This window comes from Nostoc mirabile CHAB5784, assembly GCF_020829645.1.
GTDB classification, from domain to species: domain Bacteria; phylum Cyanobacteriota; class Cyanobacteriia; order Cyanobacteriales; family Nostocaceae; genus Nostoc; species Nostoc mirabile.
Map to the genome: position 1 here is coordinate 74081 of NZ_JAIVFS010000011.1, position 13252 is coordinate 87332.

8 protein-coding genes are annotated in these 13252 nt (G+C 44.1%); 7 read left to right on the plus strand and 1 reads right to left on the minus strand.

Annotation, left to right across the window (positions count from 1 at the left end; all coding sequences use genetic code 11):
* Nucleotides 1–640: 640 nt before the first annotated feature.
* On the plus strand, nucleotides 641–2452 hold the full coding sequence (locus LC653_RS10320) for a hybrid sensor histidine kinase/response regulator (RefSeq protein ID WP_229494389.1): 1812 nt from the start codon (nucleotides 641–643) through the stop codon (nucleotides 2450–2452).
* 637 nt (nucleotides 2453–3089) lie between these two features.
* On the opposite strand, the gene LC653_RS10325 is transcribed toward LC653_RS10320, so the two are convergent.
* Nucleotides 3090–3293, minus strand: coding sequence for a hypothetical protein (locus LC653_RS10325; protein ID WP_229494390.1), 204 nt, complete (start codon nucleotides 3291–3293; stop codon nucleotides 3090–3092).
* 190 nt (nucleotides 3294–3483) lie between these two features.
* On the opposite strand from LC653_RS10325, the gene LC653_RS10330 reads away from it, so the two are divergent.
* The 6 genes from LC653_RS10330 to LC653_RS10355 all read left to right on the plus strand — a co-directional run bounded on the left by LC653_RS10330 (nucleotide 3484) and on the right by LC653_RS10355 (nucleotide 13155).
* Nucleotides 3484–4242 carry a sucrose-phosphate phosphatase gene (locus LC653_RS10330; RefSeq protein WP_229494391.1) on the plus strand — a complete coding sequence of 253 codons (759 nt, stop codon included), beginning with the start codon at nucleotides 3484–3486 and terminating at the stop codon, nucleotides 4240–4242.
* Nucleotides 4242–4874, plus strand: a complete 633-nt coding sequence (gene ruvA, locus LC653_RS10335; protein WP_229494392.1) for a Holliday junction branch migration protein RuvA — start codon at nucleotides 4242–4244, stop codon at nucleotides 4872–4874. The genes LC653_RS10330 and ruvA overlap by 1 nt, the downstream gene beginning before the upstream one ends.
* A 148-nt stretch (nucleotides 4875–5022) precedes the next feature.
* Nucleotides 5023–6201 (plus strand): 8-amino-7-oxononanoate synthase, encoded by a 1179-nt coding sequence (bioF, locus tag LC653_RS10340; protein ID WP_229494393.1) that lies wholly within the window; start codon nucleotides 5023–5025, stop codon nucleotides 6199–6201.
* Nucleotides 6202–6489: 288 nt separating this feature from the next.
* Nucleotides 6490–6993, plus strand: a complete 504-nt coding sequence (locus tag LC653_RS10345) for a CpcT/CpeT family chromophore lyase (protein ID WP_229494394.1) — start codon at nucleotides 6490–6492, stop codon at nucleotides 6991–6993.
* On the plus strand, nucleotides 6990–7205 hold the full coding sequence (locus LC653_RS10350) for a hypothetical protein (RefSeq protein WP_229494395.1): 216 nt from the start codon (nucleotides 6990–6992) through the stop codon (nucleotides 7203–7205). Before LC653_RS10345 ends, LC653_RS10350 begins: the two co-directional genes overlap by 4 nt.
* 913 nt (nucleotides 7206–8118) lie before the next feature.
* Nucleotides 8119–13155: a PAS domain S-box protein gene (locus LC653_RS10355; RefSeq protein ID WP_229494396.1), complete on the plus strand. Its 5037-nt coding sequence runs from the start codon at nucleotides 8119–8121 to the stop codon at nucleotides 13153–13155.
* The last annotated feature ends 97 nt before the right edge of the window (nucleotides 13156–13252 follow it).

The following is a 13252-nucleotide window of genomic DNA, read 5'->3' on the forward strand; positions in this document are numbered from 1 at the left end:
CGTCAGAATTCAGTTGGGTATTCTGACTGAAAAAGCGGATAGCGTAGCGTTAGCGAGTCCGCGATAGCGCAGCGTTAGCGAGTATTTTCGAGTCGCGTCTGAATAATCGGCGTTTTTGCACCCCCACAAAACTAGAATTTTTGGTGGTCAACTTTCGTAGTCGCGGGTCCCAATCCCCGACTGATAGCGCAGCGCTCCTTCGAGTCCGCGTACCCCTGCGGGGAAGCAAGCTAGCAAGAGCGTTTCGTAGAGAGCGTCTTGATTCTGACCGGAGCAACGGAAACGTCTCCGGCTCCGCTCCTGAATTCAGAATAGCTGAATTCTTCTTCAATTCAGTTTCAAACTCCATCTTGCTAGGTATGGGGTTTTCTGGTTCTATTTCCATTGGGATATTAACTAAAGCTACCAAAATAGAAGGAATATCTGAAAGTGGCACGATATAGTCAATATCGTCTACATTGCAAAATTATTTTCATACCGCGATTATGAAACGCCTGTTTTCTTTAGGCATTGCTAAGAAATATGGCTATGGCAAAATCTTTATATAAATGAGGATTTTAGCGCTATTTTCAAAAGACTGATTTCTCTATGATAATCTGCGGAATGTGGGCTTTAACTCTATTCGCTCAATTAATTTACAATGTCTCAGCAACAGCGCACACTCCTAATTGTCGATGATTCCCCAGAAGATCGAGAATCGACCCAGAGAGCGTTTCATGAAAAAGCTGTTGCAGGTAAATTTGCTCAGGAATATCGGATTATTTTACCCGATGGTAGCATTCGCTGGGTTCACGATCGCTGCTTTGGGCTTCGAGATGAAACAGGAGAGATTTATCGGTTTGCAGGTATTGCCGAAGATATCACCGATCGCAAACAGGTAGAAGAAGCATTACGCCAAAGCGAGGAACGCTATCGGTGCTTGGCAGAATTAATCCCACAATTAGTCTGGACAGCCAACCCTGAAGGAGCGTTACTCGATGTCAATCAACGTTGGTTGGAATTCACAGGATTAACGCCAGAACAATCCTACACCATCGGCTGGAAAGAAATTGTCCATCCAGAAGATGTAATTATTATGGCTCAACGGTGGAGCAAGGCAGTAGAACAGGGTACTTCTTATCAAGCCGAAGGTCGTATGCGGCAAGCAGATGGTGTTTATCGCTGGCATCTACACCAAGCAATTGGGCAAAAGGATAAGCAAGGTCAAATTGTCAAATGGTTTGGCAGTGCAACTGATATCGAAGCGCAAAAACAACTCGAAGCTGAACGCGATCGCCTATTCCAGCTAGAGCAAGCCGCGCGGGCTGAAGCAGAACGTGCCAATCGCATCAAAGATGAGTTTCTTGCCGTTCTCTCCCACGAATTGCGATCGCCTCTCAACCCCATTCTCGGCTGGACAAAACTGCTGCAAACTCGCAAATTTAATGAAACTAAAACAGTTGAAGCCTTAGCTACCATCGAACGCAACGCTAAACTGCAAACTCAACTGATTGATGATTTGCTCGATGTCGCCAAGATTCTGCGCGGCAAACTCAGCATCGATGCTACTCCTGTAAATCTGGCATCTGTCATTAAATGTGCGATCGACACCGTAAGTACAGCAGCTGTTGCTAAATCAATACTATTACATTCAGTACTGCCGAATATTGGGCAAATCTCTGGAGATTTCAACCGCCTGCAACAGATCGTTTGGAATTTACTTTCTAATGCTATCAAGTTTACTCCCAAAGGCGGACGGGTAGAAATCCGATTAAAGCAAGTCGATGATCAAGTACAGATTATCGTCAGCGACACTGGCAAAGGTATTAGCCCTGACTTTCTCCCGTATATTTTTGAATCATTCCGTCAAGAAGATGTCTCAATTACTCGCAAGTATGGGGGGTTGGGATTGGGGTTAGCGATCGTCCGTCAGTTAGTTGAGGCTCATGGCGGCACGATCGCGGCTGATAGTCCTGGTGAAGGCTTTGGAGCCACCTTTACAGTCCAGTTGCCACTGCTGAATGTTGAATCGGAAATCAAGCAGATAGATGAGTTGTCACAACAAGCACTTGAACTCACGGGGATTCGAGTCCTCACAGTTGATGATGATCCTGATGCCCGTGAGCTATTAACAGTATTGCTTACTGAATACGGAGCGCAAGTCCTGACTGTTTCCTCTGCGGCAGAAGTTTTGGCAAACCTGGAGTCCTTTCAACCCGATGTCTTAGTCAGTGATATTGGGATGCCCGAAGTCGATGGTTATTCCCTGATTCAACAAATCCGAACTTTAACCCCGGAAAAAGGGGGACACATTCTGGCGATCGCTTTGACTGCTTATGCCAGAGTTGATGATTACCAGCGAGCGATAACCAGTGGCTATCAACGCCACGTTACCAAGCCCCTTGATCCACAAGAGTTAGTTCAAGCTGTGGTGGCACTTGCACACAGTAAACCATCCCCTTCCTTAAAATGATTCGGTTCATATACTTATCGAGGAAGGCAGAGGCAGAGGAAAACTCAGTAAATCGCAAAGCTAAAAACAGTACAATTTTTTGTGAAGATTAAAAAATCAACAAGCGCGATCGCCTGACGTTAAGAGTCGTCGATCACTTCTAAATAGCGCTCAAGTGCCGATAGGGTCTTATGCCCGCTTATTGATTGGATGTGACGCAGAGGTATGCCGCCCCGTGAACCTACGGTGTACACACAAGTGCTGTCCACATACGTTTCAACTCTTTTACTCACATTTTTGTCAGAGTTAAACTGTCACACTTATCGACATCCCGCCCAGAACTAAAGTTCAGGGCTAATAGCTGAAGTCCACAAAGCGTGGACTTTAGCTATGAGACTCGGAATTCATTCCGAGGCGGGATAGAAACGCAGTGCGAGATTTATTAATTCGGTTGGTGCATGTTATGGAGACGTGTTAACCACGATCGCAAGCAGTAGAGGAGTTTAAATAGATTGTATTCTTGTATAGACGGCGATTCATCGCGTCTCTTGCCTTAACCAAACATTATTCCCACCTCTCTACATTGTTTTTCAGTCCTACGTCTCTGTAGACATCGCTCAAATTTAAACATTAGTTGTCAAAGTTTGAGCGTTTGCAGCTAATGCTCTTCCATATATAAGAAACGCTTAAGCATTTGCAGCAAATGTATAATTAGTTGTTGCAAACGTTTAATACTTTGCAACAAATGCTCTTCCATATATAAGAAACGCTTAAGCATTTGCAGCAAATGTATAATTAGTTGTTGCAAACGTTTAATACTTTGCAACAAATGCTCTTCCATGTATAAGAAACGCTTAAGCATTTGCAACAATCATTGTAATGAACTTATAAATCTATTTATTACGTGAAATATAACAGCAAAGGCAGTTTTTGCAGGAAGGAGTATTTCTCCTGTATATCTCCTGGCTGATTTTTTTATTAAAGCAGACTACATCTATGCTTTCTTTAAATAAGCGCAAATTCGATGTTAAAGCAAAGCATAAGAGATGATTATGGCTAAATTCCTTTTTGTAACTGACTTAGATGACACCCTCGTGTATCGCACAGTGGGCGATGACAGCGCTTTAGCAGAACTAAATCAACTGCTGAGTCAACATCGCCAAGAATACGGTACGAAAATTGTTTATTCTACTGGGCGATCACCTGTACTTTACAAAGAACTCCAAGCTCAAAAAAATCTTTTGCAACCCGATGCCCTCGTCCTTTCCGTGGGTACAGAAATTTACCTTGATGGTACTGATACTCCAGACTCAAGTTGGTCAGAAATCCTCTCTCCGGGATGGGAAAGGGAAACTGTATTATCTATTACTAAAAAATACCGTGAGTTAGTTCGGCAACCAGATTCAGAACAGCGTCCCTTTAAAGTGAGTTTTTTCCTAGAGCAAGATGCGTCTGCGAATGTTTTACCACAACTTGAAGCCCACTTGCAGAAATATAAATTAAATGTAAAGTTAATCTACAGTAGCGGTATTGACCTTGACATTGTACCCCATAGCAGCGATAAAGGTCAGGCAATGCAGTTTTTACGCCAAAAGTGGAAATTTGCAGCAGAACAAACAGTTGTCTGTGGTGATTCAGGTAATGATATTGCTTTATTTGCTGTAGGCAACGAACGGGGAATCATTGTCGGGAATGCCCGCAAAGAGTTACTCCAATGGCACAATGAGCATCCCTCTGAACACCGCTACCTGGCTTCATGTTTTTGTGCAGGTGGAATTATTGAAGGCTTAAATTATTTTGGTTTTTTGTAATGATTAGTTATCTAAAAGGTATAGTCGCTGGTATCCAAACAATTGGCGCTAATCGCGTGATTCTGACTCTGGAAGTGAACGGGTTGGGGTATGATTTGCAAGTTCCCCAACGGCTAGCAAACCAGTTACCAGAGTCGGGAGGAGTGGCGCAAATTTTTACCCATTTCCAAATTCGTGAAGAAGTGCCCTTTCTATATGGCTTTGCTTCGCCATCCGAACGCGATTTATTTCGCCACTTGCTGACTGTTACTGGTATTGGTGCAGCCTTAGCGATCGCACTCTTGGACACTCTGGAACTACCAGATTTAGTCCAAGCAATTATCGGCGGCAATACGCAAATCTTAATTCAGGCTCCCGGTGTTGGTAAAAAAATCGCTGAACGCATCTGTTTGGAACTGAAAAGCAAATTAGTCGAGTGGCGCAAATCAGCCGGGTTCTTCGTCGCCACAGGTGGGCCAGCACCGGGAATTCTCGAAGAGGTGCAAATGACCCTCTTCGCCTTGGGATACACTGCCCATGAAGTCAGTCACGCCCTGCATGTGGTAAGTGAAGACATCGGACTACCCAAAGATGCCTATGTCGAAGATTGGATTAAACAAGCGATCGCTCATCTCAGCAGCGAACAAGTTTAATTGTCATTTGTCATTAGTCATTGGTCATTAGTCATTAGTCATTAGTCATTAGTCATTAGTCATTAGTTATTCTTCCCCTGCCCCATGCCCACTGCCCCCTGCCCCATGCCCCCTGCTCCCACTCCCCACTCCCCACTCCCCACTCCCCATGCCCACTGACCCTTATGCTTGGCTAGAACATTCCTTAGCAACGATTCATCGGGCTGACTGGTATCGTTCGGTACAACCTATCAATGGTCGTCCTGGTGCAACGGTGGTTTTAGCTGGGCAAGAGGTAATTAATTTTGCCAGCAATGACTATTTAGGATTGGCTGGGGATGAGCGATTAATGGCAGCCGCAACTGCTGCGATCGCAGAATTTGGAACTGGTAGTACTGGTTCTAGATTACTCAGTGGACATAGGGAATTACACAGGGAATTAGAGGAGGCGATCGCATCTACCAAACGAACAGAAGATGCCTTGATATTTAGTTCAGGGTATCTAGCAAATTTGGGTGTCATTAACGCCCTCGTTGGCAAGCGTGATTTAATTTTATCTGACCAGTACAATCATTCCAGTCTGAAAAATGGAGCGATTCTTAGCGGTGCAGTATTTGTGGAATACCCGCACTGTGATATTGCAATCTTAAAAACTCAGTTGAGTCAACAGCGACAAAACTACCGACGCTGTTTGATTCTTACTGATAGCATCTTCAGTATGGATGGCGATTTATGTCCGTTGCCACCACTGTTGGATCTCGCTGATGAATTTAACTGTATGCTGCTAGTTGATGAAGCTCATGCTACTGGGGTACTAGGAAAAACTGGCGCTGGGTGTGTCGAACATTTTGGATGTACAGGAAAGCAGTTAATTCAAGTTGGGACTTTGAGTAAAGCTTTGGGTAGTTTAGGCGGGTATGTAGCAGGAAGTAACGCCTTAATTGATTTTTTGCAAAACCGCGCACCCACTTGGATTTACACAACTGGACTTTCACCTGCTGATACGGCGGCGGCCTTAGCAGCAATCAAGATAGTACAACAAGAACCGCAACGCCGTACCCAATTGTGGCAAAATGTACATTATTTGAAAAATTTGCTGCAACAACAGTTAGCTAATTTAAAATTATTACCTTCGGAATCACCTATATTATGTTTTCAATTGTCCAATGCGACAGATGCCCTCAAAGCTGGAAAACAGCTAAGAGATGCTGGCATTTTTGCCCCAGCAATTCGCCCCCCCACAGTGCCCACAAGTCGGATTAGAATATCTTTAATGGCAACTCATGAAGCAGCACATATTGAAAAATTAGTAGCAGTGCTGAAGAATGTTAACATAATTCATAATTAATAATTAGTAATTCATAATTAAAAGGGAGCATCCCAGTTTGCATGCATGTCATTGCGAGCGTTGGCGCAGCCTAAGAAGAGAAGCGAAGCAATCGCAAAATCCTCCAACTCAGAGCGAGTCCATGCGATTGCTTGTCTGCGACACGCACTTGCGTTCGTCGTTCCTCCTCTCTACGAGACGCACTCGCGTTCGCAATGACAATTATTTTCTCCTTAAAAAATAAAAACTGGGATGCACCCTAATTAAAAGACGCTAAGATAAAACACTTTTAAATTTAAGCATTAATCTATGAATTTCGTCAAAGTATATACTCTGACAGCGTTATTTTCAGCATTTACGTTTGCTAAGGCTTGCGCTACTGCTGTTACTGCTCCACCACTTGAGACACAGGTGAAGCAAGTAGCACAGTGGTTTACTGGTTTGTTCGATAATTCCCAACAAGTGGCAACTAATCCTTCTATTCCACTTATTACTTTGTCAAGTTGTAATGTGGAATTGACCAATGCCAATGCTGTAACTGGAATAGAGAATATTTATCTTGAACAAAAAAGTATTAATCGCTTCCGTCTTTATTCTTTTAGCCAAGAGAATTCAGCAGTGAATCTCAGCATTCGTGCCTTTGATGCAAACTATTCTATTACTGGATTATGTAATCGGCTAGAGTCGGAACAGACTCTTGACTCTAGCAAAGTTTTGCCAACAAGCTGCAACTTGGAACTTTTGTGGGAACCTCTGATTACATTGGGAATAACTCTCCTAATGGCTGTCCAACAAGTTCTGGTGGGAAGGTGATTTCTAGTGTAAATGTCTCCCAAAATGGCATCGACTCTTTAGACAAGATTTTTGGAGCCAATGATAATTTGCTTTTCGCTACGCCGATTGAGTTTCGCCGAGTTGACTCTATTCCTGAACCCTCCTTCACATTAGGAATACTAGCTCTAGGTGTCTGGAGTACAAGCAAAACAATTTTACGCAAACACAAACAGAAATCGACAGTCAAATAAGAGTCTCTGGTTGATTGTGATTTATTGAAACCAGAAGACATATCGGATATTTAAAATCATCTTTATTAGGACTTACGCAGAAAACCTCTCAAACTCTTATTCCTCCGTGTCGCGCCAGTTGCTTCTCCCAAGGGGAGACGCGCAAGGGACAAGTCTCTTAACCGCAAGGGCGCACTGGCTTCTCTGCGTCGCGCCAGTTGCTTCAAGTCGGGGAACCCGCAAGGGCGCACTGGCTTCTCTGTGGTAGCCTGCGGCAAGCCCTCCGGGTTCGGGGGTCAATACGGTTCAGTTAAGAATATTTGTAGGTTGGGTTGAGGCAATGCGTTACCCAACAAACCCTGCCAAATGTTGGGTTTCGTTCCTTAACCCAACCTACGCAAGAATCAGCTTTTTAGCTCTAACTGAACTGTATTGGTTCGGGGGTGACGCTCCTAACGTCGCTAACGCTGCGCTAACGCAAGACGCTCGTTGCGCTAAAGCGTCTCCCCTTGGGAGAAGACTCGCTAACGCTGCGCTAACGACGGGAACCGCCAGACGCTCGCGGACTCGCTAACGCTACGCTATCGCTTTTAGCGTCTCCTCTTGGGAGAAGACTGCGACCCCCTCACCGCTTTGCGTCTACGATTTTCCGTTCCTTGTGCGTAAGTCCTGTTTATTTTGACATTTGTTATAAACTTGGGTCACTGCATTTCTTGGAATTGAGTATTTATCAGCAGCAAACCGATGTTATTGATATAGAAGATTAATAATAAATTTTGGCTTTGGCTACTATATTACTGAATAATTAACCTCTTACAAAAGAAGTTTTATAAATAAATAAAAATCTATCTGGAGATAAATTACTAAAATTTGCAACCTAGCTTAGGGTATATAAAGCTTTTGCAATAAGTATTGGTTGTTCCAAAACATTTTCATGCTCCATATTCGTTATTCCCAGTTACTGCGTTATAGCATTGTTGTATTAATCGTCGCACTTGCATTAGTGCTGATGTTGATGCTAGACCCCTGGTTAAGCATGAGTGGAACTCCTTTCTTGCTGTTTTTTAGCGCTGTAATGGTGAGTGCTTGGTATGGTGGTTTGAATTCAGGGCTGTTAGCAACCGGCTTGTCTGCGTTATTGAGCGATTACTTCTTTCTCCCTCCAGTTTATGATCTGAGTTTTGACTTATCCAATTTTCTGCGAATTGGGTTGTTTGCATTACAAGGATCGCTCTTTAGTATCTTATGTGAGGCATTAAAGACTGCTAAAAGCCGGGCTGATGGAAATCTCCAAAAGCTGAGAGTTAGTGAGGGACGATTTCGATTAGCGTTAAGTAGTTCAGATATCGTGGTCTTTCAGCAGGATCGTGATTTGCGATATCAGTGGATTCATAATCCTCAAGGTCTAGACACTGCTGAGGAAATGCTGGGTAAGTCTGATGATGAATTATTTCCAGCCTTAGTAGCAGAGCAATTGACGGCAATTAAGCAGAAGGTACTAGAGACTGGTGTTTCAACCCGTGAAGAGGTTAATCTGACAATTGGTGGAGAAAACTGTTACTACGATTTGCTGGTTGAACCGCTAAGGCATGTAGACAATAGCATTCAGGGCATTATCTGTGCAGCTGTGAATATTACTAAGCGCAAGCAGGCAGAATTAGAAAAAGCCACGTTGCACCAGGAACTTCAGCAAGCGATTCAGCAAAAAGACGAATCTCTGGCGTTACTCAATGCTTGGGTTACTAGTTCACCAGTGGCGCTGGCTTTTCTCGATACTGAACTTCGCTACATTCATGCGAATGAAGCGTTAGCAGCTACCAATGGTGTACCGCAAAGTCAACATATTGGTCGCACCTTTAGGGAAGTATTACCGGAATGGGCGGTGCAAATTGAGCCTGTTTTTGAGCAAGTGATGCAAACTAGGCAGCCCTTACTCAACCAGGAAGTGAGCGGTGAAACCTATCCTCCTGGGATGTATCGTTATGGTCTTGTCAGCTATTATCCGGTGTGTTTACCAGATGGGCAGTTATTAGGAGTGGGCGTTAGTTCAATTGATATTACTCAACTAAAACAAACTGAGCAAGCACTGCAAGAAAACGAAGCGAAGTTTCGCAGTGTGGTTGAGTCCAATATGATTGGTATTGGCTTTTGGCATAGAGACGGCAGGATTACAGACGCTAACGATGCCTTGCTGAATATGGTGGGTTACTCTCGTGAAGAATTACTTGCCGGAACACTTCGCTGGCAAGACCTAACTCCTACAGAGTACGTGCAACTCGATAAGGAAGCACTGACTCAATTTCAAGACAGATCCTTTTGCACATCTTATGAAAAAGAATATATTCGTAAAGACGGTTCGCGTTTCCCGATTTTGGTAGGTGCTAGCCATTTTGAAGGGACTGTAGACCGAGGAGCTTTTTTTGTTCTTGATATTACAGAGCGCAAGCAAGCTGAAGAAAGACTCCGCCATATCGCCCAAATTAGTAGTTTACTCTCTACTTCGCTAGATTACGAAGAAACTTTAGAACAGATCGCCAAAATCTCAGTTCCCCAGCTTGCTGATTGGTGTAGCGTTGATATTTTAAATGAAGATGGTTCTATTCGCCGTCTACCCATTGCCCATGCAGACCCATCTAAAGCGGAGTTGGCGCGTAAACTTCAGGAGTATGCGCCAGATTACAAAGGTGCAAGTGCGATTACTAAAGTACTGCAAACCGGGCAAAGTGAATTAATCTCAGAGGTATCTGACTCGCTATTAGTGGCAAGTACTCAGAATCAGGAACACTTAGAACTTGTTCGGCAATTGGGGATGAAGTCTGTGATGATTGTGCCGTTAATCGCACAAGGGCGAGTCCTCGGTACTATTAGCTTTGTCAGCACCCAATCAGACCGTCGCTACGATCGCACTGACCTAACTTTAGCAACAGATATTAGCCATCGTGCTGCCTTAGCAGTGGAAAATGCCCGACTTTATCGAGATATCCACCAGGCTTTAGTTCATTATGCCGAATCTCTATCTCTTCTAGATGCGCTCTTAGCAGCTGCTCCCGTTGCTCTATGCTTTTTGGATCGGGAACTGCGATATATCCGAATTAATCAAGTTTTCGCTGACATTAACGGTTTGACCATCGAAGAACATCTAGGACGCAAATTTGGGGAAGTATTGCCAGCAATGGCGGCTGAGTTGGAGCTACAGTTACAGCGTGTGTTGAATACTGGAGAACCCCTGCTGAATGTAGAAATCAGTGGTAAGACAAGGGAACAATCAGAACGTTACGGCTACTGGCTGGGCAACTATTACCCGGTGAACAACCCAATGGGGGAAAGGATAGGGATTGGAATTATTTTGGCAGATGTGACAGCAGCAAAGCAAACAGAAGTTGCCTTACGAGAAAGCGAAGAAAGGTTCCGGGCAATGTTCAACCAGGCAGCTGTCGGCATTGCTCTGGTAGCGTTGGATGGAGGATTTCTTCAGGTTAATCCTGCCCTATGTGAGATTACTGGATACAGCCATGAAGAGTTAATCCAATTAAACTTTCAGGAAATTACCCACCCTGAGGATTTAGAAATTGATTGGGAAAATGCTCGGCAAGTTTTAGCAAAAGAAATTAGTGGTTATTCCCTAGAGAAGCGCTACATCCGCAAAGATGGTTCCATTGTTTGGGCAAACCTAACTTCATCAGTAGTTTGGGATACTAAGGGACAACCAAAGTATGCATTAGGTATTCTTGAGGATATTAGCGCTCGCAAACAAGTTGAAGCCACACAACAGTTTCTAGTCGAAGCCAGCACCTTATTAGCTGCCTCATTAGATTATGAAATCGCCTTGGAAAGTGTTGCTAATCTAGCAGTTCCTGCCCTAGCTGACTGGTGTATTGTAGATGTTTTCCAAAAAGATTGGTCAAGTAAACAAATTGCGATCGCAATAGCCGATCCCACAAAACAAAATACTTTAGAGGAAATCCGACGGCGTTATCCACCCAAAACTAAAGTAAAACAGCTTGTACAGCAGCTAAAGGTAGGAATATCTGTCTTTTACTCCGAATTATCTGACTCTAATCTTGTACAGATGGCTCAAAATGAGGAACATCTGCAATTGCTGCGAAGCCTGGGTATTCGTTCTCTTATGGTGATTCCAGTTCGTTCCCGTGGGCAATTATTTGGAGCAATCTCTTTTTTTACAGCCGAGTCAGGTCGGCACTATCAACAGACAGACTTGGCTTTAGCAGAAGATATTGCTCGTCGGGCAGCCACAGCCATCGACAACGCAAGATTATACCAGGAAACTGAACGGTCTGTCAATCGCACCATACTTTTACAAAGAATAACTGCTGCCTTCTCGGAAGCCTTAACTCCCCAGGAAGTAGCCGATGTAGTGGTGAACCAAGGCATTGCCGCCTTGGAAGCTACTGGTGGTTCCGTTGTCTTACTTACTGAGGGAGGTACTACCCTAAAAGTTGTGCAAGCAATTGGCTATCCGCAAACACTTATAAATACTTGGGCAACTTTTCCCATCACAGCACCTAACCAAATAGCAGAAACAGTCAGAACTGGGCAGCCGGTTTTTTTAGAAAATTTAGCAGCCATGATTGCTAGATATCCCGACTTAGCAGATGTTGTGACTGTTATAGGGAATAATGCCTGGGCTTCTATTCCCTTGGTAGCAGAAGGTAAAGTAATTGGGGCTTTGGGATTAAGCTTTACTACTGGACAAATATTTAATGAAGAAGACCGGGGATTTATGTTGACACTAGGACAGCAGTGTGCCCAAGCGATCGCCCGCGCTCAACTTTACGAAGCCGAAAAAACTGCAAGGGCGCAAGCCGAGACAGCCAACCGGATTAAGGATGAATTCCTTGCTGTCCTTTCCCATGAACTCAGAACTCCCCTAAATCCAATTTTAGGGTGGGCGAAGTTACTCAGAACCCGCAAGTTTGACGAAGCCACGAGAATCCGGGCATTGGAAACAATCGAGCGTAATGCCAAGTTACAAACCCAACTGATTGGAGATTTACTTGATGTTTCGCGGATTTTACAAGGTAAAGTTAGGTTAAATCTTTATGCAGTGGATTTGAAAGTAGCGATCGCAGCTGCACTAGAAACGGTGCGTTTAGCAGCCGAAGCCAAATCAATTGAAATAAAAACGGTGCTAAGTCCTGATATCGGCAAAGTTCTGGGTGATGGCGATCGCTTGCAACAAGTGATGTGGAATCTCCTCTCCAATGCCGTTAAATTCACACCCACAGAAGGACGAGTAGAAGTACGTCTAGAGCAAGTTGGGTTAGAAGCCCAAATCCAGGTGATTGATACAGGTAAGGGAATCATGCTGGAATTTTTGCCTTACGTATTTGATTACTTCCGACAAGCAGATGCCAAGACAACCAGGATATTTGGGGGGCTGGGATTGGGACTAGCAATTGTGCGTCATCTAGTAGAACTTCATGGTGGTACAGTTCAGGCAGAGAGTCAGGGAGAAGGACAAGGGGCTACCTTTACAGTTAGACTACCTTTGCTGAAAAATTCTGAGTTGCGAGTTGAGAGTGGTGAAGCTTCTCAAGCAGAACTAAGTACTGACGACACATTACTTGCTGGAGTGCAAATCCTGCTTGTGGACGATCAAGCAGATGTGCGAGAGTTTTTTAGCTTTGCGCTAGAACAATATGGCGCAACTGTAACACTAGCTGAATCAGCAAGTGAAGCGCTGGAAATACTAGTGCAATCAAAGCCAAATATTTTGTTAAGTGATATTGGAATGCCTGCAATGGATGGCTATATGCTGCTACGGGAGGTGAGAAAATTACCACCAGAGCAAGGCGGGCAAATTCCCGCGATCGCATTGACAGCTTATGCTGGAGAAATTAACTACAACCAAGCAATGGCAGCAGGATTTCAAAAACACCTACCTAAACCCGTCGATCCGGCAGATTTAGCTAGTGCGATCGTCAATCTTATCGAGCAGAATCAACCTTGAAGCAGGCAGGAGGGTTTGTTCAAAGAAGAGGAAATGGGGCATTCGTAGGTTGGGTTGAACGGAGTGAAACCCAACAAAGCCCTGAAAATGTTGGGTT

Coding starts and splice junctions, on each gene's coding strand:
- LC653_RS10345 (WP_229494394.1), top strand. CDS start 6,490: ATGAATTTCGTCAAAGTATATACTCTGACAGCGTTATTTTCAGCATTT.
- LC653_RS10320 (WP_229494389.1), top strand. CDS start 641: ATGTCTCAGCAACAGCGCACACTCCTAATTGTCGATGATTCCCCAGAA.
- ruvA (WP_229494392.1), top strand. CDS start 4,242: ATGATTAGTTATCTAAAAGGTATAGTCGCTGGTATCCAAACAATTGGC.
- bioF (WP_229494393.1), top strand. CDS start 5,023: ATGCCCACTGACCCTTATGCTTGGCTAGAACATTCCTTAGCAACGATT.
- LC653_RS10330 (WP_229494391.1), top strand. CDS start 3,484: ATGGCTAAATTCCTTTTTGTAACTGACTTAGATGACACCCTCGTGTAT.
- LC653_RS10325 (WP_229494390.1), bottom strand. CDS start 3,293: ATGCTTAAGCGTTTCTTATACATGGAAGAGCATTTGTTGCAAAGTATT.
- LC653_RS10355 (WP_229494396.1), top strand. CDS start 8,119: ATGCTCCATATTCGTTATTCCCAGTTACTGCGTTATAGCATTGTTGTA.